The 24,990-nt window shown below is 42.4% G+C and carries 30 protein-coding genes and 3 pseudogenes; 2 read left to right on the forward strand and 31 right to left on the reverse strand.

Going from position 1 to position 24,990, the window contains the following annotated elements; translation table 11 throughout:
* Together QMZ64_RS21645 and QMZ64_RS21650 are read left to right on the forward strand one after the other, a co-directional pair.
* The coding region (locus tag QMZ64_RS21645) for a polymorphic toxin type 50 domain-containing protein (RefSeq protein WP_301441574.1) at positions 1-339 on the forward strand (339 nt) is incomplete at its 5' end.
* A gap of 16 nt (positions 340-355) precedes the next feature.
* Positions 356-694, forward strand: coding sequence for a hypothetical protein (locus QMZ64_RS21650; protein WP_301441575.1), 339 nt, complete (start codon positions 356-358; stop codon positions 692-694).
* A 58-nt stretch (positions 695-752) separates the two neighbouring features.
* On the opposite strand, the pseudogene QMZ64_RS21655 reads toward QMZ64_RS21650, so the two are convergent.
* The 31 genes and pseudogenes from QMZ64_RS21655 to QMZ64_RS21800 all read right to left on the reverse strand — a co-directional run.
* A pseudogene (locus QMZ64_RS21655) lies at positions 753-1,013 on the reverse strand (peptidoglycan-binding domain-containing protein); the annotation flags it as partial.
* Between the two features lie 57 nt (positions 1,014-1,070).
* A pseudogene (locus QMZ64_RS21660) lies at positions 1,071-1,832 on the reverse strand (peptidoglycan recognition protein family protein); the annotation flags it as partial.
* Positions 1,833-1,881: 49 nt separating this feature from the next.
* A complete protein-coding gene (locus tag QMZ64_RS21665) occupies positions 1,882-2,145 on the reverse strand; it encodes a phage holin (protein ID WP_145689661.1) in 264 nt (87 codons plus the stop codon).
* 15 nt (positions 2,146-2,160) lie between these two features.
* The gene (locus tag QMZ64_RS21670; RefSeq protein ID WP_145737046.1) at positions 2,161-2,430 is read right to left on the reverse strand and encodes a hemolysin XhlA family protein; all 270 of its coding nucleotides are present in this window, start codon (positions 2,428-2,430) and stop codon (positions 2,161-2,163) included.
* 62 nt (positions 2,431-2,492) lie between these two features.
* Positions 2,493-2,678 carry an XkdX family protein gene (locus QMZ64_RS21675; protein WP_146910917.1) on the reverse strand — a complete coding sequence of 62 codons (186 nt, stop codon included), beginning with the start codon at positions 2,676-2,678 and terminating at the stop codon, positions 2,493-2,495.
* The gene (locus QMZ64_RS21680) at positions 2,675-2,989 is read right to left on the reverse strand and encodes a hypothetical protein (protein WP_195257944.1); all 315 of its coding nucleotides are present in this window, start codon (positions 2,987-2,989) and stop codon (positions 2,675-2,677) included. Before QMZ64_RS21680 ends, QMZ64_RS21675 begins: the two co-directional genes overlap by 4 nt.
* An 11-nt stretch (positions 2,990-3,000) precedes the next feature.
* Entirely contained in the window at positions 3,001-4,224 is a 1,224-nt protein-coding gene (locus QMZ64_RS21685) for a pyocin knob domain-containing protein (protein WP_483298509.1), read from the reverse strand.
* Between the two features lie 123 nt (positions 4,225-4,347).
* Positions 4,348-4,731, reverse strand: a pseudogene (locus QMZ64_RS23425) (phage baseplate upper protein); the annotation flags it as partial.
* A gap of 19 nt (positions 4,732-4,750) precedes the next feature.
* Positions 4,751-6,706, reverse strand: coding sequence for a right-handed parallel beta-helix repeat-containing protein (locus QMZ64_RS21690; RefSeq protein ID WP_301441577.1), 1,956 nt, complete (start codon positions 6,704-6,706; stop codon positions 4,751-4,753).
* A 35-nt stretch (positions 6,707-6,741) separates the two neighbouring features.
* Positions 6,742-8,451, reverse strand: coding sequence for a phage tail protein (locus QMZ64_RS21695; RefSeq protein ID WP_301441578.1), 1,710 nt, complete (start codon positions 8,449-8,451; stop codon positions 6,742-6,744).
* 12 nt (positions 8,452-8,463) lie between these two features.
* Positions 8,464-9,300: a phage tail family protein gene (locus QMZ64_RS21700; RefSeq protein ID WP_301441579.1), complete on the reverse strand. Its 837-nt coding sequence runs from the start codon at positions 9,298-9,300 to the stop codon at positions 8,464-8,466.
* Positions 9,300-13,190 carry a phage tail tape measure protein gene (locus tag QMZ64_RS21705; protein ID WP_301441580.1) on the reverse strand — a complete coding sequence of 1,297 codons (3,891 nt, stop codon included), beginning with the start codon at positions 13,188-13,190 and terminating at the stop codon, positions 9,300-9,302. The genes QMZ64_RS21700 and QMZ64_RS21705 overlap by 1 nt, the downstream gene beginning before the upstream one ends.
* Before the next feature lie 12 nt (positions 13,191-13,202).
* Positions 13,203-13,364: a hypothetical protein gene (locus tag QMZ64_RS21710; RefSeq protein ID WP_186440858.1), complete on the reverse strand. Its 162-nt coding sequence runs from the start codon at positions 13,362-13,364 to the stop codon at positions 13,203-13,205.
* A 23-nt stretch (positions 13,365-13,387) separates the two neighbouring features.
* A complete protein-coding gene (gene gpG / locus QMZ64_RS21715) occupies positions 13,388-13,723 on the reverse strand; it encodes a phage tail assembly chaperone G (protein WP_075213403.1) in 336 nt (111 codons plus the stop codon).
* 59 nt (positions 13,724-13,782) lie between these two features.
* Positions 13,783-14,391 (reverse strand): major tail protein, encoded by a 609-nt coding sequence (locus tag QMZ64_RS21720; RefSeq protein WP_009329203.1) that lies wholly within the window; start codon positions 14,389-14,391, stop codon positions 13,783-13,785.
* The gene (locus QMZ64_RS21725) at positions 14,391-14,771 is read right to left on the reverse strand and encodes a hypothetical protein (RefSeq protein ID WP_301441581.1); all 381 of its coding nucleotides are present in this window, start codon (positions 14,769-14,771) and stop codon (positions 14,391-14,393) included. The genes QMZ64_RS21720 and QMZ64_RS21725 overlap by 1 nt, the downstream gene beginning before the upstream one ends.
* Positions 14,768-15,151: an HK97-gp10 family putative phage morphogenesis protein gene (locus QMZ64_RS21730; protein ID WP_145685294.1), complete on the reverse strand. Its 384-nt coding sequence runs from the start codon at positions 15,149-15,151 to the stop codon at positions 14,768-14,770. The genes QMZ64_RS21725 and QMZ64_RS21730 overlap by 4 nt, the downstream gene beginning before the upstream one ends.
* On the reverse strand, positions 15,144-15,518 hold the full coding sequence (locus QMZ64_RS21735; RefSeq protein WP_145685291.1) for a phage head closure protein: 375 nt from the start codon (positions 15,516-15,518) through the stop codon (positions 15,144-15,146). Before QMZ64_RS21735 ends, QMZ64_RS21730 begins: the two co-directional genes overlap by 8 nt.
* Positions 15,448-15,798, reverse strand: a complete 351-nt coding sequence (locus QMZ64_RS21740; RefSeq protein WP_105179744.1) for a head-tail connector protein — start codon at positions 15,796-15,798, stop codon at positions 15,448-15,450. Before QMZ64_RS21740 ends, QMZ64_RS21735 begins: the two co-directional genes overlap by 71 nt.
* 15 nt (positions 15,799-15,813) lie before the next feature.
* Positions 15,814-16,245, reverse strand: a complete 432-nt coding sequence (locus tag QMZ64_RS21745; RefSeq protein WP_073461484.1) for a collagen-like triple helix repeat-containing protein — start codon at positions 16,243-16,245, stop codon at positions 15,814-15,816.
* Positions 16,246-16,270: 25 nt separating this feature from the next.
* Entirely contained in the window at positions 16,271-17,587 is a 1,317-nt protein-coding gene (locus QMZ64_RS21750) for a phage major capsid protein (RefSeq protein ID WP_145685287.1), read from the reverse strand.
* 40 nt (positions 17,588-17,627) lie between these two features.
* Positions 17,628-18,257 carry an HK97 family phage prohead protease gene (locus QMZ64_RS21755; RefSeq protein ID WP_145685284.1) on the reverse strand — a complete coding sequence of 210 codons (630 nt, stop codon included), beginning with the start codon at positions 18,255-18,257 and terminating at the stop codon, positions 17,628-17,630.
* Positions 18,247-19,491 carry a phage portal protein gene (locus QMZ64_RS21760; protein ID WP_145685281.1) on the reverse strand — a complete coding sequence of 415 codons (1,245 nt, stop codon included), beginning with the start codon at positions 19,489-19,491 and terminating at the stop codon, positions 18,247-18,249. The genes QMZ64_RS21755 and QMZ64_RS21760 overlap by 11 nt, the downstream gene beginning before the upstream one ends.
* Positions 19,492-19,496: 5 nt before the next feature.
* A complete protein-coding gene (locus QMZ64_RS21765) occupies positions 19,497-19,667 on the reverse strand; it encodes a hypothetical protein (RefSeq protein WP_009330391.1) in 171 nt (56 codons plus the stop codon).
* An 11-nt stretch (positions 19,668-19,678) separates the two neighbouring features.
* Complete coding sequence (locus QMZ64_RS21770; RefSeq protein ID WP_301441582.1) at positions 19,679-21,388, reverse strand: terminase large subunit; 1,710 nt, start codon at positions 21,386-21,388, stop codon at positions 19,679-19,681.
* A complete protein-coding gene (locus QMZ64_RS21775) occupies positions 21,388-21,921 on the reverse strand; it encodes a phage terminase small subunit P27 family (protein WP_301441583.1) in 534 nt (177 codons plus the stop codon). Before QMZ64_RS21775 ends, QMZ64_RS21770 begins: the two co-directional genes overlap by 1 nt.
* Before the next feature lie 86 nt (positions 21,922-22,007).
* The gene (locus tag QMZ64_RS21780; protein WP_301441584.1) at positions 22,008-22,163 is read right to left on the reverse strand and encodes a hypothetical protein; all 156 of its coding nucleotides are present in this window, start codon (positions 22,161-22,163) and stop codon (positions 22,008-22,010) included.
* Between the two features lie 139 nt (positions 22,164-22,302).
* Positions 22,303-22,677 (reverse strand): HNH endonuclease signature motif containing protein, encoded by a 375-nt coding sequence (locus QMZ64_RS21785; protein WP_301441585.1) that lies wholly within the window; start codon positions 22,675-22,677, stop codon positions 22,303-22,305.
* Between the two features lie 160 nt (positions 22,678-22,837).
* A complete protein-coding gene (locus tag QMZ64_RS21790; RefSeq protein ID WP_301441586.1) occupies positions 22,838-23,320 on the reverse strand; it encodes a hypothetical protein in 483 nt (160 codons plus the stop codon).
* A gap of 207 nt (positions 23,321-23,527) precedes the next feature.
* Positions 23,528-23,722, reverse strand: a complete 195-nt coding sequence (locus QMZ64_RS21795) for a hypothetical protein (RefSeq protein WP_301441587.1) — start codon at positions 23,720-23,722, stop codon at positions 23,528-23,530.
* Positions 23,723-23,814: 92 nt separating this feature from the next.
* Complete coding sequence (locus QMZ64_RS21800) at positions 23,815-24,732, reverse strand: hypothetical protein (protein WP_301441588.1); 918 nt, start codon at positions 24,730-24,732, stop codon at positions 23,815-23,817.
* Positions 24,733-24,990 lie beyond the last annotated feature (258 nt).

Genomic DNA, 24,990 nt, shown 5'->3' on the forward strand with positions numbered 1-24,990 from the left:
CCGTATCGCGAAGTGCATGGTTTCCCTGCAAAAGTAAAACCAGGAGCTCAAGAAAAACATATTCCTGGAACACCAAACTACAAACAAGAAATAGCTAATGGTCGTAAAAACAAAAGCATCTTCTACGGAGATAATAAAACGGCACAAGAATTGCTAGATAAGTTTGCAGGAAAAGGCACTCTGTTAAAAAATGGGGTCAAAGAGAGAGTAGACTTTGGCAAAGTAATAGGAAAATTCTATGATAAAGATACTGGTAAGTATGTGGAGACTACTAGAGGTTTGATACATTACAGCAAAAACGGCGCTCATATAGTACCATCAGAGCCTTTAAAACCATAACTGAGGAGGACATAAAATGGGATATGATCCTTTAATTTCAGCATTAAGAAAGTATAAAAATAACGATTTGATAATAGAATGGAAAAGTGGATTAAAGGTTATTGGAGAACCTGACACACTCTATGAAACAGACAACGGATTGGACGATGATGATGTCAATTATGTAGAATATGACGCAGTCGCATTTCAAGTAAATAATATTTTATCCCAACCCACTAATAACGATTGTGGTGTTTATGATTGGTTAAGACAAGGAGAAAGTTCCTTAATTGAAATTTCACTTTATGAAGATACACCAAGTGCAGTATATTTAGCAGACGGTCAGAAAATATGGGAGATGGATAGTGATGAATAACAATTAACAAGTTAGAATTTATAAAATCTAAGCCCTCTTGAAAGAGGGCCTTTTTGTATTAGTTCAATAGCGATTCAAGTTTCGCCTTTGTCTTCGGTCCGTAAATTCCATCCGCAGACAGCCCGTGCATCAGCTGGAACCGTTTGACCGCGTTCGCCGTTTTCGGCCCGTAATAACCATCTATGCCGTTATTTTTGGCACCTTTGTCCGGATAGAAATAGAGAGCAGCTAAGGCCTCCTGAATCTGGCGGACGGCCGTCCCTTTCATCAGTGGGCTTTTTACCTTATAGATGCCAGACGGCAGCGGGTAGGATGATTTTTTTCCGTTTGAAGAAGGCTTTTTCTTTTTCGCTTCAATAGCTGCGAGCGCCTTTTCTGTAGCCGGTCCGTAAATTCCATCCACCGCGATACCGGCTTTCTTTTGCAGAGCTTTGATGGCCTGCACCGTTTCATCTCCGTAAGACCCATCTGCCCCATATTTCGGCAGAGAGAAGCCAGCGGCAATCAAACGTTTCTGCAGCGCCTTGACCTTGGAACCGGACGACCCTTTTTTCAGGATGGTCCCTGTGGTTTTGCTTGACTGGCTCGTGGATGATGTTGTCTTTGACACAGTTTTATTTCCAAGCAAAGCATCGACTTTTTTCCTGAATGTCGTCAGCTGGCTTGAATCCCTCACCCAGGGAGTCGGGCAGCTTTTATTTGTCACATCATAATGCCGCACGATCTTGTCTGTAGAAAGGCCGTAACGCTTGCACAGATCGGCGACCAATTCAGCAGCATTTTGAATGGTCTCGCTGTGAATCTGCCCGTTTTTTTCTACACACATTTCAACACCGATCGCCTTTGTATTGGCGTTCGGCTTTAAAAAACTGACATAGCAGCGGTTTTTATCATGGGCGTGATAGGCAACTTCATTTTCAGGGATAATCAATTGCGCTTCTTTTCGATCCACAAAATAATGGGATGACGCATATCGTTTGTCCGCAATACACGTGCCATTGAAATAATTACGCTCATTCAGTGCCGACGCGCCAGGCGTCGCCGTCCAGTGCATGACAATCCCTTTCACTCCTGCCAACTTCAGACCTGGTCGTGTATATTGATTGACTTTCACAAAGTTTTTCACGACTTTAACCATTTGAACCCCTCCAATTTAGTTTTGAAAAAAAGGCTGCCAGCCGGCAACCTCATTTTGTTAATCCTTTTTGTTTTAGAACTTCTTTTTGCTGCTTACCTTTACCGGTGACATAGTTGTTTTTATACCAAGCGATCAACGTCGTGACGATTGTAAAAATCGTAGAGCCAGTTAAATACAAAGCGTCGGCCAGCGTATTGACCTGGTCCTCGCTGATCGGCAAAGCTGCCTTTCCAAACATGATCAATGTCTGGTTTACCAATGCAATAAAAAGAAGCACCGTCCGGACGACCGTGCCTTTGTCAAAGTTTTTCATATTGTGTTTTCCTCCTTATTTTTGCAGTAGATTATAAAAAACAGCGATTGCGCCGCCAATGATGCCGGTGCTGACCGCTGTAATGATTGCGCCGGTGATACTGCGCTTGATCCAAGTTGTGTTTTCCTCGATCTTGTTCAGCTTTTCATTGATAGAAATGATCTGCTGATCATGACGGTCAGTTGTTCTTTCAAGGTTAGTTATCCGCTGATCTTGTGTTCTTTGATCTGCTTTGATTTCTGCGATTTCTTTTTGTAAAACATCATAATCATTTGGTTGTGGCATGTCCTAAAATCCTCCTGTTCTCACATCGTTTTCACCTCCTTTGAGGCAAAATAAAAACACCCTTATTGAGCGTTAGGCATTCCTAAATCCACACAGACGGCGGGTTTGTCATAGCTCCGGCCTGTTATTTTTTCATATTCTGCCGGGGTAATATGCCCCCAATCTACGTAATCTCTCATGATTGAGTCATCATCATAACAACCCCAATCATAAAACTGCTTAATAGCCGCAAAGTCTGGATACATCATGAAGAACCATCACCTTTCAATGATGCAACTTCTTTTTGAAGACGGGCCAATTGATAAGAGAGTAAAGCGTTTTGCTTTTTTAGCAGCTCAATTTCACTCGCTTCAGGCTCCGGAGGCTGCAAGCTTTCAATATATTCTTTGGTAGCCGATTCAAACCATGTCCCTTTCCCAGGATCAAATTTTGCTAGGTACATACCGTCAGGCGGCTTTATTTCACAATAAAAATCCGGAAGCTCTGCGTTGTCCTCAACCTGTATCTCTTCACCCGGGATGTAGTTGTATTTCTTATCGTATTTGTAAAGCCATTTCATAAAAACCCCTCCTATGCCGCCTTAAATTTAAAACCAAATGTTATAAATTCATTAGGGTTGGTTGTATTTGAACAGCTCTGGATATACACCTTGCCATCGGTATTGATTTGAGTTCTATGAAACTGTGGAGCAGAACCCGTGCCGATGCTTGAGGCTACACCTATAAAATGAGTCATTTGTATCGGGCGGTATCCAGCAGGTAACGTAAAAGCTGGCACATCAAAACCAATGGTTCCACCAGTTATTGAGCCGATAATTTCAACCTCTCCAAAGGCATTTTTACTAAACTGGACCTTATGGGTTCCATACTGCTTCCACCCGTTTAATAACGCAGGTGATTGCCAAGTGACAGAAGCATCTGCATCCGTTATAAATCTCTGCCAACCTTTAAATGCACCGTTAGTGTGGATTGTTCCAAACCACCTTTTAGGATTGGCAGTAGCTGTTACAACGATTGTTTTTCGTGTAGTACCATTAGTTAAAATATCGTAATGAAACCATTCGACCGCATTCGGTTCAGGAGAATTTAGAACTTTGTTACTGACACCATAATAAAGTCCGGATGGCAAGGTTAATAAATCAGTGCCATCAGGAATACGTATTCGTTCACCATTATCTTGTGTCAATTTATACAGTTGTGCATTGTTCCATTTGGTACGTTCAGCAGCCGTCACATGAACTGTTTTATTGTTTGCATGAGCATCAACCTTAGCCTGTGATCCACTTTGAGTCTCAAGTACTTCCCAATCGCTCCAATTTCCGTTACTAATCGTTTTTCTGAAGGTTCTATTCGAGTTATCAAACGCAATAATTTGGCCGTGTGTACCCGCTAAATTACAGTTCCAAAAACCCCTGACAGCTACTCCCGGACCGTTTATCGCATTAGGATGTGATGCTAAATGTATAAACCCTTTGTATCTTGGAAGCAATTCATGAAAATCATCAGTGGCATTAACGTAAACCAGTGGCTGGCCGTCATCCCCCGTGATTTTAAAGAGCTGCCCCGCGCTCCATTTAGTCCGCTCATCAGCGGTAACATGGCGCACATTATCCGCAGTATGTGCATCAAAATCCGTTTTAGCTGCCTGCTTTACGTTGTCAACATTAGATAATCCAACTTGCGATTTCGTTACCTTATGTGGATTATCGATTTTAGCCGCATGTTCATCAGTGTGAGCTTTCGCACCAGCCTCAGCGGCGTCCGCTTTTTCCTGAGCGCCTTCTTTCGTTTCAATGTTATCGAGATTTTCGAACTTCTTCTGTAATTCAGCGATAACCCGTTCGGCATCATCTGCCATTTCTTGAACGGCGGCTTTGAGCGATTCGAAATCGTCGATATAGTACTCGGCCACTGGCGCGATGCCTTGATCAACGAGCGCCCGATCGATTTCGAACGAAAACTTATGGACGCTCAGTTTCTGGCCGTTGTCGTAATTAACGTAAAGCTCAGCCTGTACAGTTCCATAATGCTTAACTTGTTCCGGTTTTAAGACATAAAAAATAGCGCCCTTCAGCGCGTCTTCGACTTCTGTATTGACATAGACCTGGCTGCCGTCAGTAAATTTCATGAATAGCTTGGCATGGGTTGCCTTACTAATCGGCAAAGGCACACCATCCTTTGTCAGGTTAAACGACAATTTTGCGGTCCCTATATCTTGTGTACTGAACTGAATATTTGCTGATACACTTCGCTTCACTTGTGCATTGACATCAAAGTGCACAGCCGTATTTTTATAAATCATTGGCTCACCCCCCTATAAATTAGCTGCTGCTTTTTGTATTGATTTTTCTAATATAGTCATCTTTTGTTGTTCCATAATACCCGTTAAAATTGGAATCTCCCTGAACGATGACGCGGCCAGTCCCTTTTGTATTGGTGACATTCACCTCTGTTGCAGCGTCCTTTACTAAAATCGCGAACGCCTTCTCAACGCCTCGTATCCGGTTATTTTCAATCCGTCCGTCGTATCCATTTTCTACATAAATGCCCCCGCGCCCTCTCGTACTGCTTTGCTCTTTATTGGTATTCATCACATTATTATCTCTCACATCAAAGTGATCGCAGTTTTGAATGAAAATACCGTTACGGCCCGTAGTATTAATTTCGTTTCGATCAATAGATAGATGATATGATTTCGGCACGGTAGAAGTTTTGTCTCTGCTTTTTTCGACGTAGATTGCTTCTGTATCAACACAGGACACATAATTTCGATCAATAAAGGTGTTGTAACAGCCTTCTATCCACATCCCTCTTCTTCCCCCAAAAATCCGGTTATCAGAGATGAAAGCATTTCTTGCAAAGACTAATTTTATGGCTTGCTCATAGTCATATTCACCGATCTCTTTTGCTTTCAGCTTGAAATAATTACCCAAAATACGAATGCCATCGCTCCAGGCGATTTCGTTGTTATATATTTGCCCAAACGATAAAATTCCGTATGACTTGTAATCATAAAAGTCATTTCCCTGAATTAAGACATTTTGTGCATTTTGAGGGCGATTCATTTGAACTCCTGCAGCATTCTTAGAACTTTCAATTCCTCCGGCTGCTTGGGAAATTCGGATACACTCGTTGTTGCGCTTAAACCTATTGTTTAATATCTTAACTTCGCCCCATTTAAACGTCCTTACTCCCGCAAAAGTACAATCTTCGAAATCATTGTCAAAGAGTGTTATGTCTGTTTGGAAAACATTATAAACAGAATAGTGATTGCCGACTCCACATCCCCAAGCGCCTAATAACTCAGATTTACCAAAGTGATTATGGGCAATATAAACGTTTCTATTAGGGGTAGCGTCAAACGCTCCGAATTGATTGACGCCCATTTCAACAAATTCCCCAAGCTGTATGGCTTCTGAGAAAGGCCGTTTTCCGCTCAGATCAATGAATCCAAAAAAATTACTCCTTGTTATCTGGAGATTATTGCAGCCATTGGCATCAATGGCATGGGCGGTGATCGTGTCTTTAAATGTTACGCGATCAATCAAAATATTATTTGCATGTCCTAAGATGATTGAGTCCATCGCAGTAGACGGGTATTTGTCTATGTTGGCATAATTGCCGTCTAAAATACCGCCTTCAATAATGATGTTGCTTCTGCCGGAATAGCCGCTGAAACTATCATCAGGTCTTCCGTTGACAAAGAATCCTCCGGCCCATCCTCTAAGAAGTACACAATCCGCGGCCATAGTGACACGAGTATTTTCATACACAATCATTCTTTTTTCGATTAAATAAATACCGCCTGGTATCACAAGCTGCCCGCCGCCTTCTCGACGAATTTCATCCAGAGCCTTTTGTATGGCCCAGGCTGATGGGCCTTTTCCGGTCGGGTCCGCACCATAGTTAAGCGCATTTTTAAAGTTAAATCTCGTTTCAATATACTGCCCGTCTGCAGCCAGACGGTCCCATAAAGTTGGATACGCCGTTCCCTCGCGACCAACACGAGCATCAACAACTTCCTTTACGTTAGTACCATCAGCATTGAGCACCAGGTTTCTGAACCGTGCTTTGCCTGTTTCAATCTCTTGCGATACTGTAAGCCCGCTGCTGTGAGCAATCTGGTCAGACGTATGAGCTTTTTTTGATGTTTGATGCGATTGAATCTGTCTTTCTTGCTCATTCAAACTGTTTTCTATACTTTGCATATCTGCTCTTAGTTGTGCCTGGTAACGGGAATTCCGGGTTTGATCATAGTCTTTTATCAGCCGCTGCATCTCTTTCACTCCTTTTTTGGCAAAATAAAAAACGCCTACCTGAGCGTTTTGAAAAGCTGGTCAATATATCGTTTTTGATCCCTTAGCTTTTTGGCCTGATTGACTGCTATATCCTGAATGTCTTTTCTGAAATTCGCGAACGTCAATTTTGGGCTGCTGTATGGGTTCAACGGGTTGTACTGAATTGAAATCAGCCGAACATCGTCTTCAAACATGATCCCTGATGCCGTAACAGCCAAGACATGGATGGTGTCGCCTTTCCAGAAATCTTGCTCGATCTCTAAAAGCTTCGGCTCATAGATTTTTTGGAAATCTGCTTCAATTGTCAATTCTGGGTATGGATTCACATGTTTTTTTAATGCCGAAACCATGCTGCTGGCTTTTTTTATGGTTTCATCTTTAATCGGGTCGGCCCAGCGCGGCAAGCCTTCGAGTAAAAACTTTTCTTCCTCCGGATGCACGTATAAAATCGGCTCAAATTCATATTGTGGGTTTTTACTGTCAGTGCTGCTCTTTTTTAGTGCCCCATATCCCCATGCGCGCGTTGTACCGTTTTGTGAATTTGTCTTAATAGAAATGCCTGGCATGTTATAGCGAGAATCTAAGGTAAAATTGATTTTTTGCCCGATTTTCTTATAAACAAGTATTTTATAATTATCAACATCCAGCTCAGGACCGTAGTCTGAAATGATTTTATCCACCAATTCCGTGGAATTTCCGTCACCAAAGTTTTCTTGTTCGGCACTCGGAAAATCACTCACTGGAGCTTTTAAAACATACTTGAATGGCGTCCCTTTTAATGCGATATCAAAAGCCTCTTTGATCGTCATTTTTTTAGACGTCGTTTCAGTCACATAATTGTTGATCAGCAGGACCGAAAAAATATGGCTGGCCGAAACAGTTTTTCTCAATACATTATTTTCTTGCCGTACTTCAACGTTTGTAATGTAATACTTTTGATGATTAAATTTCCGTTCATCCAGAAAAAGAATGTTATCGATCACCAATAGATCAAATTCAATAGCGTTTTCCTGCGTTTTGGTGATGGTGAAGGTAAAACTCTTCTTTCCCGTCGTATCGTCCGTCAGATCGAGCGAAACACCCGTTATTTCAACAACATTCTTTCCGTCCCCTGCTAGTACATGCAGCTGTGGAAAATCAACATCTGAAGGCAAATTTTGATTAAGGGGAACGTCTTTCCCATCATATTCTTTGCTCGGTACCTCCGGGGTGGGTATCGGTGTTTCGGGTTCTTCAGGTTCATCCGGTACCTCATCCACAGAATCATATTGTGTGAGTTTGTAAGTGAAAATGATACTGTTCAATTTGGTGGCGTACTTTGGGTCAGTCGCATAACCGGCTTTTACAAGCGCAGCTGTCGCCTTCTGGTAATCTTTTTCCCCCACCACGGCTTTATAATGGTTTGGATCCCAGCTCGTTCCGTTTATGTACAGCTTGGCTAAATCCTGAATAGATTCATACCAAGACGGATACTTTCGGAACTTGGCTTGCACACGGGTAGCATTTCCGCTCTTATCATATTCAGTCGTCCACATGAGAACATATTGACCGTTATAAGTCCCCTTGATGCCGAATAAGTTTTTCCCTTTCTGCGCCAGCTCACTTGTACCCCATCCGCTCTCTAAACAGGCTTGTGCAATAATGAGAGACGCAAGAATATCATACTTTTTATAGACTCTTTGGGCGTCTGGTGCAATCTCTTTTATAAAATCCACATTTGCCATTTCCCTTGCTCCTTATCCGTAATAGAAACGAGTATCGAATATGATTTCAAAATCATTGGTATTCTGGATTTCAAACTCATTCATTCCTATATCGAGTCCCGGGAGCCTGCCGGATGTTTTGATAGGTGTTTTATTGATCACCGTGTATTGCTTAATAAAAGAAACCCGCTGTGATTTTTTTAATTCCTGCTCAATTTTCAGCTTTTCCCCATTTGTATGATTGATGATTGTCACATTTTTTCCGGCCGCCCGTAATGTCACATTGTAGTCATGTTCCAGAGGATTGATATAGGCATCACCAGTGTTATAAACCTGAAACCTCTTTCGATTTTTGAATCTGTATTCCAGATCATCTCGCATTTGAATGTTCATACCTGGACTCCAGTATTCCCCGTGAAAATTCTGTTTTGTCAAAGACGTAAATTTTGATTCAGCCAGGCCGGTGACGTTATTAAATTCCACAGTAAAAGAAGTTTGGTTTTTCTGTTTGTCTTTCTGTATGCTGAAATTACCGTCACACGTAACGAGAAAACGGAGGTTAGGCAATAGATCAGTTGAAATATAATAAGGGAACGGCTTCACCAAAAGCGCATAAATTTCTCGCCTGTACTGATAAAAATTTTCTGCGATGATCGAATTTAATAGAATTTCCACCTTGATAGATCGCTCTTTAAAAACAACATCGCGGGGATGCTGCGGCAAAACAAGACCGTTGATCCTCGGTATCTTCACTGTTTCCCGTTCAATGGCCGGTGAATCAGGCGTAAAACTCAGCAACTTAAAATGGGGGAGCAAACTTGATAAGCTCTGTTCCCCCAGGCCATTATTAAAATCTAAATAAAGATTCATCAGGTTCGTCTCACCCCACTCTGATAAGCATTTTGATCATATCGGTCTAAACTCTTCCTATCCAAAATCCTGCCGTCACCTTGTTCAAAAACGATTTCCGCCACTTGTTTTCCATCAATATTGACAGGCGCCGGATAAATTCTAATTGGCCCGCCCGTGGCCGCCGGCTCTGGTTGTCCTCCAAACGATAAACCATTAGAAAGAAGCGTAATGAGAGCATCAAGCTTCTGATTCAAAGAAGGTGTATCAACTTCATTTCGGACAACTAACTCCGAACGCAACGACAGCAGCTCATCAGCCGCACCTTTTATGTTGTAAGCCATTTTATTGATCTCCTGTTTGAGTGACAGGTTGGCTCCTTGCCCTAACGCCTGGGCGCTTCGTTTTGCGCGCGCGACCGTTTTGCTTATCCCTATCGCGAATCCGTCTGTAAAGTTGTTACCTTCAGCCATACTCTTTTTCGCAGGGGAATGAGAATCAATAGACTTTTTCAATGCTGATAATGCAGATTTACCAAGGTTCCAAGCTGCTTTAAAAAGCGAGTTACTACCGATTCCGCCCTCAATTCCTCTGACAAATCCAGAGACAAAATCAGATCCCACACTACTGGTTTTCACACTTTTCAATCCAGATTTCGCCTTGTTTGATACCTTCGAACCGGCATTGTAAGACGCGGTTTGCTGACTCATCAACCCTTTGGTCAAGTCCATACCGGCTTTCTTACCGCCCCCGCCGTCAGTTGTCTGACCGAGACGACCTGACACGTTTTTTGAAAGGCTTGCTGCAGTATTATTGTTTTTAGGCTTTGTGGAACTTAAACCGGCATTGTGTTGATCGCCTTTTTCTTTACCGGCTGTACGGGCTTGGCCGCTATTTTTAGAAAGTTCGCTGTTGACAGATTGGCGGAGCACGCTGCTGGATTGTTTATTAATCCCGAGCGTGTTTCTTAAACCGAGAGCAAATGCATTTCCTTTTTCTATTCCAAACTGCTTCGGCTGCGTCTTCCCTTGGCTTAATCCCTGATTGGCTCCTTTACGAATTAGACTCCCTGTTTCCTGAGCCTGTCCTAATGTACTGCTCAAACCAAGAGTGAATGCTGATCCTTTTTCTCGTCCGGCCTGTTCAGCTTTTTCATTGCCGCCGTTCATTTTTTCAAGGACGTTTTGGATCGCTTCGTCTGCTTTTGCCTGAGCTTCCTCTTCTGAATTGCCAAGACCTCTATAGAAGTCCTCAAGGGCTTGTCTGGTGGTCTCGATAGCTTTCTCTTTGTTTTCTCCAATTCTGTTCATATACTCAATCTGCTTTTGAGCCCAGCGTTCTTGATATTCAGAATCGGATTCTTCAATTTTGACCATAATACCCATGGAATTCGAAATATATTTATCCTGCCTATCAAGAGCCTTTTGAGTTTCTAAGTCAAGCAGCTTGCCATTCTTGGCCATCTTTGAAAAAAGCGCGCGAGTATTTTCCTCATATGAAGCAGAATTTTTCGCCATCGTTTTTTGATAGTCGGCCAAGCTTTTTTTCAAGAGAGCTTCTTTTTGTTGAGCATCTATATAGCCCTGTGCATACAACTGATTCAAGACTTTGTTCCGGTATTCATAATCTTCTTTCGCGGCTTTTTTGCCCTCGTCGTAGACTTTTTTAATCTTGTCGTTGTATTCTTTTGCTTGCTTGAAAGAGAGCTTTCCTTGCTGCTCTGTCACCGCTTTTTGCATTGCAAGAGCTTCTTTTTGATTGGCCGCGAATTTGCTGGTTGACTCCTCAAAATACGAAATAATTTCATTGAATCTTCGTTTCTGAGCATCATTCATTTTCGATGTGACAAGGCCTGTTTCTTTTTGGAGCTTCTCCAGCTCCTTCACTTTTTCCCTTGCCTCCTGGATATCCTCATTGATATTACCAACCATCTTATCAACGATCTTCTCCCCAGCCTTTTGGGTATTCTTATCCGTATCCTCCATCAAACCGTTAATAACAACTAAAGCGTCTTTTCTAAGCGTCTCAAGTTGTTGAATCAGCTTATCCCGCATCTCAGAATACGTTTGAACCAATTTTGCGGCCATCTTATCAGCCTGCTCCCCGGAAACGCGGGTGAGTTCAAAAAGTTGGACCTCTGCTTTTTCTCTCAAATCCACATAGGAGCCGGCTGCTTTTTGTGTCGCCTTTGAAACCCCTTCACCAAAAAGCAAAGCCTTTTCCCTGGCCTCTTCCTGCTTCTTTTTCATGTTTTCGGTTTGTTCGGAAACGGCATACATGGCGACTCCTAAAGCACCCAATAAAGCCGTTCCTCCGACAATAGCCAAGCCCACAGGACCAGTAAAAGCTAACAGAGCGCCGACTCCTGCCGTTAGTGTAGCGACAGCCGTCGTCACGCCTAATACTCCCGCAGTAAGAACCGCAGTTTTTCCAATGGTTGCTTGTGTGCCTTTATCCAGGTTGTTAAACATGGTAAGAAGGGCGGAACCTTTATCCGCAAGGTCACCGATTGAAGGAAGAAGGCCCTCGGTTAACGCAATTTTCGCGCCTTCCATAGCCGACTGAAATTTTGTGATGCTTCCTTGAGCATTATCAAGCATGGTATCTGCCATCTTTTTGGCTGCGCCGTCGGATTCTTTCAGCTTTTTCGTATTTTCTCCGAGCGCTTTCGAACCTTTTTGAAGAAGGACAGCCCAATGTTTATAGGCTTCAGCACCGACAATCGTTTTCAGAGTTGCCGCCTGCTGCTCTTTGGTCATGCCTTTCATGCCCTTTTCCATTTCTGCGATGACTTCAGGCATGCTTTTCATATTGCCGGCAGCGTCAAAAAATTCAAAACCAAGTCGATCAATTTCTTTTTGTGCCTTCCTGGCAGGAGTTGCGAGACGGATCAGGGACGTACCGAAAGCTTGACCAGCAATAGTCCCCTGTAAGCCGGCATCACCAAACGCCATGATTGCGGCGGCCGATTCTTCCATGCCCCAGCCGAGTGAGTTCGCATTCGGGGCAAGAAATTTCATTGCCTCGCCCATTTGTTCAACATTGGTATTGGCGTTGGATGCTGCATAGGCTATCACATCGGCTGCATGCGCCGATTCTTCGGCCTTTAATGCAAAGGCAGACATGATGTTTGATGTAATATCTGCAGCTGTTCCAAGTTCAAGCTGTCCGGCCGCTGCAAGGCTTAACATGCCAGGCATAGCCCCGTAAATCTCATTGGTTTTAAATCCAGTCATCGCAAGGAAGTTCTGTGCTTCTGCAGCTTGGCTGGCTGTGAAAGACGTGCTGGCGCCAAGTTCTTTCGCTTGCTCCGTTAACTTGGCGAGGTCTTTCGCGGTGCCGCCGGAAATCGCCTGCACTTTACTCATTTGCTTTTCAAAATCCATGCCAACTTGAACCGCATCTTTTAAAGGAAGGACCAAACCACCAAAGGCAATACCCGATGTCATGGCGACAGATGAACCGACATTCCTCATTGTGCTGCCGACTGCATTCATTCTTTGGCCCATTCTGTGGATGGTGGCAGAAGCGCGCCTAGATTCATCCTCCAGCCTTTTGATCCTCTGCGTGGTCTGCGTCAAAGCATTTTGCGCTTTATTCATTTCAGCTGTCGCATAGTTCAGCCGCCGAGCCAGCATCTGAGTTTCTTGAGCATCTTTGCCCTTTTTTATAGCTGAATCAGCATAAGCACGCTCAAGAGCTTTTACTTTTCGCTTGTGAATGTCCAACTGCCGGCTGAGTGTTTTCGCTTTTTCTTGAGACGTCCTTAATTCATTGCCCCATACGCCTACAGCTGTACGGTTCTTTTCGAATTCAGATTTGACGTTCTTCATCTGCTGTGCAACTGCACGCATTTCCTTTCGGAATTGGGTTGAGTTTGAATACAGGTTAATCCTTACATCCTTTGCCAATCGGTCACCCCCTTACCCCAACACCTGGTCAATGTACAGGCGCTTTTCTTCTTTCTCTCCTGCTGACTTTCCACCGGCTTCTTTTCGGCGTGCCAGGCGCCGCAGATGATAAAGAATGTCCATTTCATCAATCTGGTTTTGTGTATAGCCGATTTCTTCTAACGCGTTGTACATGTCAATGACAGCGTCAGATAAATTTACTTCCCCGGCTCTTCACCGTCTTTTGAATCAGGGTTTAAAATTTGACTGGCCTCAGCGATATTTCCTAAAACGTAGTTTGCTGTGCCGTAAATTGTTCTCGTGACCAGCCTCGCATCAATGCCATTTTCAAAGTCATCAGCTGTGAATTTATTTCCAAATGCAGCGCAGATAAATTCAATTTGTTTTTCAGTGTAAAGTCGGTCAGGATCGCTTGACTCAATATCTTCTGCGATCTCGGCCGCGTCCCGGAACAGCTTTCCTGAAATGAAATTTGGTGTGACAAACTTTTTGTTTTTACCATTGATTCTGAGATTGATTGAAATAGGTTCCATCTTGATTCCTCCCTGTTTTTGAACAATAAAAAAGAGCGCCTATAAGCGCTCCAAATTCTTTATTTACCTAAGCCAATTGCTTCGGTTTTTGTATCTGTTGCAAAAGCAGAACCATCATATACAACTTGATTAAACCAACCATCGCCGTTAAAAGTGTCACTGTCTTCTGCTTGAGCTTTCCAGCGTCTTTTTCCTTTTGGATTTTGCAACGGCATAAAACCAACCTTAAACTTTGCACTTTCTGGGTCAGCCTTGTCTTCTGTCGTTTTCGATTCAATAGCCATTAATTCAGGCAGCCCTTTAAGAAACCAATAATACCGGTACCCGCCGGTTGATTTCTTCGCTCTGAAGCCGAAAGCCAGATGAATTGCCTTGTCTTCAGCACTTGCAAAGGAAACACCATTCTCTTCTGTGTGGCCGTAAATTTTATTCTGCAATTTTAAAGGGAGATCAGCCATTTCAGCTTCTAAATCAATGTCACCCATACTATTAAAAATGTCATACACACCATTATCAGCCCAGAATTTTGTTTGCTCTGATTTTGGGTCAACCTTTATGCTTACAGCACCCGGGATTTTTATAGGTGTACCGAATTTCAAACTCTCTTCATCGTCTTGGATGACTTCCGCACAGTGAAACATATCTAAACCATAAATTGTTTGTCCCATTACTTTTCCTCCTTAAAAAAAGCTTTCTTATATCGCATAGCTTTGTGAAAAACCTTGTCCGTCTCTTCGTATAAATCTTGAGAATCGTACCGGCCGTAACCGATTGACTTCATGAGCCGGTCAATTTCTTTTGCGATTTTGGTTTCTTGACTGACTGTATATGAATTGGTAAAAATGCTGATCTGAAAGCGAACCTCCGAAGATTGGGCCTGATTATCGGCATATGAATCATCAGCATTTTTCAATTCGGTATACATGATTCTTGGGTATGCGTTAACGTCTGAAGCGACTCTATTATGAAAGCCGCCTGTCACCAGTTCTTTTAATGGGAAATCGTTGACCAGGGCAGCGCTCAATTCTGCTTTTGCATCAAAACTCATTTGATTGGCGCTGTTAGAATGCGGGCCATTACTTCCACAGCTGACGCCTCCCCTTCATCCCTGCCTTTTTCGATAAAAGGATAAGGTGGCATTTTTGATGTCCCATACTCCAAGAATCTCGCCCGGTAAGCGACTTTTTTATTTGGCCCAATTGAAACGAATTTTTCTGCGCCTTTGGATTCCCTGGCCTTTGAAACCGTAATGTTATCAGCTATATGGGGCTGATTCTTATCGCTTCGATTGACATTTTGTCGCTGGTGCTGCGCGATAATTTCACCGCCAGCTTTCAAGGCCACATCTTCCGCCTTTTCCACGTCTTCACCGATTCTTTCAAAATATCGATCTAGGTCAGCCAGCCCTTCAAAGTTCATTTCAGCCATTGAGCCCCACCTCCTGACACATAATTTCAAGCCACTTTTTTGAGTCTTCAGGATCGTTAAAATCAAGGACGTCAAAGGCTCGGAAAACAGGTTCACCCTTTTCCTTTGTGCCGATCTGTTCAACAATTCTCATATCACGTTGAATATCTTGCCGGAACCGTATGGTGATCTTTTTAGGCGATTTAACGCCCCATGCTCCGGCAACCATAGACTCATTGTTTCCGAGAGAACTAAAACCATCTATAGCACCCCATACAGTGAATACATCAACATAAGCGTCAATCCAATTCAGCTCTTCATCTTGAATCTTGGTTTTCTTTTGAAAGATCAGACGGTGCCGCAGATCGCTGGTCCTCTTTCTCTTCATCTTCCTGCACCTCATCATCCGTATAACGCAGTTGCGTCAATAGATTTTCGACAGTAAAAGGGATGGACGAGCCGGTTGTCCCTGACTCATACATCCCTCTGTTTTCGTACCAATGCTGGACAAGCATTTTGACCACAATTTCAAATTGTGAGTTTCCGTCAACAAACCGCCCAATAGCATTGACAATATAGCTTTTCGCTGCCGCAATAAATTGCGATAACATTTCATCATCTTCAGAATGGTCCAGACGGAGATAGTTTTTCATATCCACCAAATTCATGATGGTTCACCCGCCTTATTCTTGTGGCTCATTGTTTGTCGTGCCTTCTACTTTTGCTTTTAACTCATCAATTTGAGATTGAAGGCTATCAAGCAAGGCCTTTACTTCGCTGTTTAAGTTATCCATCATGATGCTACCTGTTCCTACGTTGTTGCTTCTTACTACCTTGTCACCAAGCATTTCATGGGTAATGCTTTTTTCTTCAATGACAGCAGGATCACCTTTGTCGCCTTTAGGGCCTGGCTCTCCCTGTGGACCTTGCGGGCCGGTATCTCCTTTTTCTCCTTTTGGTCCCTGGGGCCCTGGTTCACCCGGCATCCCTTTAATGTACAAAGGGTTGTCTTCACTGTTATTTTTCAAATAAACAGCTGTTACAGGCTTTCCTGTGCCGTCATCCTCTGCGGAAGTGTAAACACCATTGCTCTGGTTTAAAAATTGATCTGCCATTTTTCATCATCCTTTTCTGTTATTTTTATTTTCCAACATCAACGGATTTTTCTTCTGTTGGGGTTTCCACTTGAGCATTTTCACCAACAACTAGATCAGTCACAATCACAGCAGCTTCAGGATCAACAACTTTCCCGTCAAAACGCTCGATTCCGCGGAAATAAGTCTGATCAGTCAAGAAAGCATCAACCCCAACATCAGTTGATTTAATTTCAAATTTTTGACGATCAAACATGAAATAGCCGCGTTGGAAGTCACCAAAAAGAATGTGAGTTTTTTGTGTTTTATCATCAGTAACAATTTCGTCATAGACTTCTACCGGACGCCCGAACAAGAGGAAATTGTCTTCATCTCTAGGGTCTTGAGCCAAAATTCCTCTGCCGTTTTTGTCTTCAATGTTTGCCAGAGTTTCAAAGGCTTCCGTATTCATAACCCACTTTGCATTTTTACGATATCCGCGTTTAATTTGGTTCTTAACCTTACGCAGAAATTTAATTGTGATTACAGAAGGTGCTTTAAGAGTTTTATATTTGCCACTTGTGATAATGCCCTCGACATTTGTCTCCCCGCCTTTTCCATAAAAGATTTCTTCATTTTCTGTGACAACCGCAGACTCAGAGAGCCAGTCCACAATTTCCCTTACAAAATTGACAAATGAATCGTTTAAAAGCTCACTTGAAATTGGCATAAATCCAGCAAACTTTTTAACGTTGTACCAGATTTGGTCAAATTCCATGTTTTTAAGTTCTTGAATCTGTTCTTTTTCGGCCGTATTATAGAGCTTTCCAGCTGCGCCCTTCCGGACTGGATAGCTACCAGAAGGAGAGGTTTTAGGGACCACACGAACTAGGTTACGGACAGAGTTTAGTTCTTGGATTGATTTTAAGATTTCTGTTGAAATGTCATCCGGAACCGTATAACCGCCGTCTTTATCACTTCCGGCAGAAAGAGCACGGTTCTCCCTCAAAACTCGTTCCATCATACTTCTTTCTTCTGAATCCAAATCAGCTTCACGGCCAGTCAACACTTTGAACCAGGCTTCCCGGTACTCTTTTGTAGCTGTCAGAATGGTCCTTGATTCTGTCTGACCCTTATCGTCTAAATTACGCCCTTCTTCCTCGTCAATCGCCGGTACAACATTGTTCCCGGCCGGTACATTTGGAACATCAAGAGAACGACCTTCAGCCATCAATTCAATTTGATTTTTTAAGGTCTTGGCCTCATCAAGCAGCGTGCGGGCCTCTTCTGTATTTCCCTCTTGCAGCTTTTGATCTGCCGCACTTTTCTTTTTCGTGAATTGCTGTCTTAATTCAATTTCTTTTTTACTCATTTGCATTGGCATAAATGGTTTCCTCCTTGTTTTTAGACACAAAAAAAGACCTCTATTCAGGGAGAATAAGGTCTAATAGTTCTAATTCCATTTTCAAATTGTCTTCCGGCATTTTCCGGGCTTCTTTGAGCTGCTCCACTTTCTCCAAACTCCGCGAGCCAACGACTGCCTCTGTGTCATTATAGGCCGGGGTGGTGACAAGCGAAATATCATATATACGATGGATTTTATTTATCCGCCTTTCATAAATGTCTTCCTCATCATTAAACCGCCATTCATCAGCATTCGTCTCATTGTGATTTAAGGAAAAGGCAAATGAACACTGATTTATAACGCCGCTTCTTATATTCGCCATCAAATCACGCGCGTATGACGTTTCTGACGGCTTAAAACGGAATTTGAGACCTATGTTGTCAGCTTCTAATTCGAGCCGCCCTGCGTCCCCTGAGACGGTATTTCGGGCCAATGGGTAATCTTGCCGATGATTAAACAATGCAATAACATTTGAAAGATCGGCCGAATCCAAAGCGTTCCGACTAATAATTTCCTTAAACCATCCCCCAAGCCGTTCAGACCACTTTTCAAATTTCAGTGCATATCCTTCCACAAATTCGCTTTCGCCTTCACCCTCGGAACGAACCTCAATAGGTGTGGTTAACTGCCGAATCTCTTTATCCTTCATCCTTTATGTCACCTCCCTTCAGGGCACCGCCAGCTTTAAGCCGCTGGTATTCCTCCATAAAGTCCAAGAAAACATAGTTTAAGCTGGACATGAACTTCTCCCCGTATTCAATCGGGTTGCGTTCTATTAATGACCGAATCTCATTTCTATTTAAGGCCCCAATTTCTTGAAGTATTTTCAGGTATTCTGCCTGGGTCTTGCTGTCTCCACGCAGCTCACTATCAATATTGAATTTCACATAGTGGCCGGCGGCTGTTTCATGATCTGTGAAAAGCTTAACGTTTAGTTCTTGCTCAAAATTAACAATCCACGGCTGAAGAGTGTTTCTCACATATTCAATGGATTGGTGTTCAATATTCGAGAATGTGGCCTTATCCAGCTCATTCAGTTTGTGCAAAGGCACTTTGTAGATCATCGCTATTTGCGATTTATTGAATTTCATTGATTCCACGAATTGAGCCTCTTGCAGCGGCATTGAGATGGATTGATATTCAAGCCCATTGTCTATAATCGCAATGTTTTCACCTTGGTTTACACGTTTCCATTCTTTACGAACATTTTCTTTCGGCTTCTCATCTAAAAAAGCAGGAACCTTTAAAATTCCCCGAGGTGTTGCATCATTTTTATACAGCTTCGCATTATATTTTGTTGCGGCTGCCTGGGCTCCGATGTGTTCGCGGACAACGCCAACAGGTGACTTACCCTGTATGCCGTCAGTAGAAAGCCCTTTGAAATGTAGCACCTGGTGATCATATAACTCGACCGCTTTATCATTGAGAACTGTTTGATACCAAAGCATTCCCGTTTTCGGATTGATATAAGCATTCGTAGCGTCTGGCCGCAATGGGTATAATCCTTTTGGAAACCCACTGGAATCAAATTCAATGTATGAGTAGCCATTCCCCCAAGTCAAAACATGAGTCATCATGAGTTTTTTCCAGGTGAACGCGGTCATATAGGGATTAGGGCGAGCATAGATCATATACGCCACAGGATGCTTCGGCCTACGCTCAATCCCGTTGTCTAACTTTTGATAGGTATGAACAGGCAGCTTTGCGATGTCATCAGATAATACATTCACACAGGCAAAAACATCCGGCTGCACAAGCGAATTTCTTTCATTCACTTTCTCGCCGCTTGCTGTCTGTCTGCCGCCGAACAAATTTATCAATTCATTAAAGCCGCTGGCGTCAGAAGAATCTGATCGTTTCTCAAACACCCGATCAATTAGCAATTATTTCACCTCCCTTTCTTGGTCAGGAGATAGGCATAAAACATAAAAAATACACCCGTCAGGATCAGACCGATGTTTGTATTAAATCTATATGCAGCTGCAAGGATGAAGGCGGCCCCCACCACAAACAGCAGATCATTTAAAATTAAAAGCAGAAAGGCCAGGAATTTTTTCATTCTCTCACATCCTAAAAGCTGAAATTATCAGACATGAAATGTGCATTCAAGTCTACTTTTTGGTTTGTTTCGTGATACATCGCCCTGGCGTATGCGTTAATGACAGCCGCAGCCGGGTCGATTCTTTGCGGAGATTTTGCTTTATCCAGCATGATATTCTCCTGAGGATCAATTTTCATGATCGCGTTATTGATCGCCCAATTTAAAACCGGGTCATCCCCGTGAACAACTTTGCCATCATACACTTTTTGACGAAAGTCTTTTGTTGGCAAAGATAGATGATTGATTCTTTGCGGGATCTCCACCATGGTATGGCCTTTAGATTCAAGCCGTTGTGCCAAATGCAAGGCATTCCATTTGTCATATGCGGTTTCCTGTGGCCGGAACCGATGCTTGTAAATAAACTCAATGATCCATTTTTCAACTATTTGATAATCAACAGCGTCGCCAGGCGTATACGTAATGTAGCCCATCTCTTTCCACAGATCATACGGCACTTTATCCGTCGCCATTTTTTCTTTTGCGCGCCCCTCGGGCATGAAAGAATGTTGCCCGACATAATAAATTCCATCAAGCACACCAACCCAGCCGACTGATGTTAAGTCGGTAGTCATGGACAAATCCAGCCCAAGATATACGGCCATGTTTTCCAGATCAGGAATTTCACCGCTGCACGCGCGCCATTTAGACATTTTCATATAGCCGTTATCCTTTTGATCAACCCATCGGTTCATATTCTTGGTAAGGAAGCTGCGCATTTTTTCAGGAACTTCGAGCGCTACCTTTAAGGCAGAGCGTAGTGACTCCATACCTTCCGGATACGTCGCAACAATAGGGTTGGCTTTGATCCAGTTTGACTCGTCTTTTATGTCGTCATCTGGATCAAGTTCGCAGATCATAACAAAATAGTCATCGTTTTCTGTGTCGGCATCAGGATCGAGAATCTTACTTGTATATTTGTATTCCTTAAAACATGGCCGCTCCATGTTGAACCCGGCTGTCGTGATGATTGCCATTAATGGGCTGCGCCGGGCGACCATACCACTGTCAAGCACATCATAAATCTCGCTGGTTTCATGTGCATGGTATTCATCCACAATTCCCAATGACGGGTTTTTACCGTCTCCGAGCTTTCGGGCTTCACGGGAAAGGGGCTGGATAATTGAGTTCGTTTTATACTTTTTTACCCGGCCGTTTGCAGATGTATATTTTCCTTCAAGGATCGGAGCATGCTGCAGCTGTTCAAGAATCGCCTGGTAAACTTCGTCTGACTGCTCCCGGGACCATCCAGCAATAAACACCCGATGTTTTTCGGTTGTCGGGAACACTTCATAAGAAGCCATGAGGGCGAGAAATTGCGATTTCGCATTCTTACGAGCCAGCTGGATATAAACTTTTCGAAACCGGCGGGCACCGTTTTCCTTTTTAAAAAAGCCGTATACATTGGCCGCAATAAAAAGCTGAAAGTCCGTCAGCTCAATCGGCTCACCCGCAAGTATCCCCTCAACATGCTGAAACTGCCGCGCCCATTCGTAAAAATCTAGCACTGCTTCAGCGTCATAGTAAAAGGGGCATTCTGAGTCGGCTAACGCCTCAACATCTTTAAAAAATCGCTGCACAGCCCATTTATGCTTTTGACAAGCCTTTATCTCACCGGAAAGTATTTTTTCGCAATAGGCCCATACACGCTCAATCAGAATTTCAGCGGTGACCTCTTGCATTACATCCGGCCCCCAAACCGCTCTTCCTCTTTTGATTTCGGCTTGTCGACATCCTTTTTAGGAATCACGAGCTTGCAGCGCGAGGAAATGGTTAAGCCCAAATCACTGGAAGCCTGCCGGCATTGTTTAAATAGTTTATCTTGATTGATAAGCAAGTCCGAATACGCTTCATTGACTACCGTTTTTTCTTTTTCCCCCACGATATTTCCCTGTTCGTCCACATCTCTGACGACTATTGTTTTCATTGGCCCCTGCTCAAGCAGCTGGTCCGTCACCTGAAGGTAAAGCTTCCGCGAATATAAAAAACGGGCGAGCGCATCAACATCTAAATTCGTCATAATTCCGATGTTTTTCAGCTCGTCCGCTATTTTTTTGAACTCCCTTTTTAAGTCTTTCGGTAAATAAGAAGGCGCCTTTACTTTGTCGCTTGGCGCCTTGATCTCCTGCTTTCTTCGTTCTTCAATCTCCTGTTTTGTCAGGTTTTTCTTACCTTTCACAAGCAATAAATCAACCGGTTGCCTTGGTCTTGCCATTCCCTCACCTCCTTCCGAAATTTCATTTAGGGAATTTTTCAAAATGTGGAGGGGAGCGCGGTCTCCGGCGAATCCTTTCCAGAGATTTAAGGGCGGGGGGTCTCCATTTCCTCCCGCAGCTGCAGCATGGCCGTTTCTAATTCCTCTCGAGCTTGCGTATATTTTTGTTTGTATACGTCAATTCCTTTATGAGCTTGTGCTTTAAGACGCAGCATGGTTAGTTTCTTTACCTTCTGTTGCATGCGCCTGATCGCCTCGTTTGTATAGTAGGACGTGTATTCAGTCTGACACCGCGGACACTTGATGTAATGTTGCCGCACCCCGTTGTCATACTTCCTAACCTTTGAACATCCTTTGATATGGAACTTGGTTCCACAGTGATCACATACGCAGGTTTGATGTTCTGTTGCCAAAGCCTCCATCCTCCTTCGCGGTCTTCCTACTGTGGCAAGGTGCACATAGCGGCTGCCAGTTGGAAGAGTCCCAAAATAGTTTTTTATCTCCTTTATGCGGTTTGATGTGGTCAACGACTGTCGCGGGAACCCGACTGCCTTCCTTCATACAGGAAAGACAGAAAGGATGCTTTGACAGGTATCCCTGTCTTGCCTTCCGCCATTTGTTGTCATACCCCCGGCGGGCGGCTGACTCCCGGTATCGATCATAGGCTGGCTTTGTCCGCTTGTGCTGTTCACAGTAGCCTTCCCGGGTGAGAGTCGGACAGCCTGGCTCATTACAAGGTGTCAATGGTCTTTGCATATTATCCCTCCAAATAAAAAACGCCCCCCGTTTGGGAAAGCAATTGGATATATTCTAAACTGCCCCCGCACTCAAGCAGTTAACCGCCAACAATCTCACCTAAGCTTTACCGGATGCAGTTTACAGAGAATATAAAAAGCGCCTTCTAATAAGAAGACGTCTAAAATTTTTTTTTTCCATACCTATTTATAATAGTTTTAAGTTCATCTTGAGAATAGTCACCTATCTCATATAAATCAAATTCATCGCCATTCTCTTTTGATAGATCAAAATATTGTCTTGCTTCTTCATAATAATCGACATGTAATCTTCTGATAATTTCATCAAATTTTATTTGATCAACATTATACCTATGTTTAATAGCTAGTAATTCAGATAATCCGGCTGGACCAGTATACCAGTGTAAATGCCCGTCTGATAAGTTGCTATCATTGTTTGCTGGCTGACATTTTTTCACTGATCGATTATGAACTATTCTAAAATTATGGGCATTGAACTCTGTATCATTTCCTTCTAAATATGTATCCCATTCAAGCATCCCATCTTTATCACTTTCAATAATCTCGCCACAAAAATCACAGTACCATTGTTCTTTTTTCTTTAACTTCAAACGTAAAAAGGTGTCTTCAATTTCTTGTTCCATCTATATCCCTCCTCTCTTATATTATCGGCGAACGATAGGAACATTGGAACTAATTGCAAAATTTGTCGAACGATTGTCTTTTGGAGTTTTTACACTAACTTATATCCTTTCTAAACCGGGCCCACACTCAGAGGCACCCTTTGCCGCCGATCGTCTATTCTGAGATTCACTGGACCCGGTTTACAGAGAACATAAAAAAGCACCTGATTATTCAGATGCTTTGACAATTGCTTTCACTCTGTCTAATTCCTCTACAGAGAAACTACTTGGATTAAAACTCGTCTTTCTATCATAATATTCTGTGCGATTAATATGATTTACCCACAAATTAATAGCTTCTATTGCACTCTTAGCCTCTACTATTCTCGAATACGCACCGTGCTTGATTTGATATAAATTCACGATACCACCTCCCGCCTTGATATCGGACAAGAGATAAAAAAATGAACGCTATGCAAAATTTGTCGAAAAAAAAGCACCTCAAGGGTGCCAAATTAAATTTCTATTTTGTTCATTTCTTTTTTGATTTTTAATATGAGATCTAAATCAGTAACAGGGGAATAAACAACATAGTCTAAATATTGTTCCTCACCTGTTTTTAGAAAAGTATAAAATCCTTCTAATAGGGTTCTGAAGTATTCATCAATTCTACTATTAGATGGATCTTTACCAACGTAACCATTTCCAGCAGCAAAAGACTCTAGCCTTACAGCAACATCAAAAGATTTAAGACTTTCAAAAGGAACTAATTTTAGTTCCGGCTCTTTTGTAATAATGATAACTGAATTAATGTTATCATCACCATTTAATAATAAACTTTTTATTTTCTCTTTGGTTAAGAACTTCAATTCATAATATGGATCTATTTCATTTTCTAAAAAATCAATCGATTGTCTAATACGATGATCCAGGCTTATTTCTCTGTAATGATATAAGTGCTTGAGAAATTCTTCCCTATCGGAATCATCCCAAAATAACTGTTTACACCCAAAAATAGACCTTGAGAAACTAGGTTCATCTAAGAATTCGCCTTTTAATGAAAATACTCTCTCGGGAGTTAAAGGACAATGTAAAAAAATGTACTTATGCTGATGAAAGTCTAAAAATTGTTGTAGTGCTGTATTTTCTTCATCAGTTAAGTCTAAATTATTTAAAAATCCATCGATCACAATTAAATCATATTTACTTTGATAAACTTCATAAGATTGATTAATTACATCTTCATAAGTAAAAATCGCAGTTTTAAACCTATTTGCATTGAGAGCTGTTAAAAAATCTTGCACCAACCTGTGAGATTTATCCATATCAGAACTAAATAGGATTATTCTTTTTAGTTCTTTATTAATTATTAAATTTTCTAAATAAATTATAGTTCTTTCATTACTTTTATTTTTTTCAACACCAACAAACATTCCAAAATTCCTACTTTCTTAATAGGATTTGAAAACATAATGTTTCATAGGAAAATTATATCCTTTTTTCTATATAAATGCAATTCACTTTCTTTTTTGAAAAACCCTCCTTACGCTAAACGCTTATTAAAAAGCGCCTTACATATACTCCGGGAGGATGCCAAGCATTGTAAGACGCATGTCCAAAAAACACACTGCTTACAATCTCCCGATACCAAAGTCGCAAGACTAGCGCGATCCGGCTCAGAATGTTCCTCC

It is taken from the genome of Bacillus sp. LB7 (genome assembly GCF_030449715.1).
Lineage (GTDB): Bacteria > Bacillota > Bacilli > Bacillales > Bacillaceae > Bacillus > Bacillus paralicheniformis.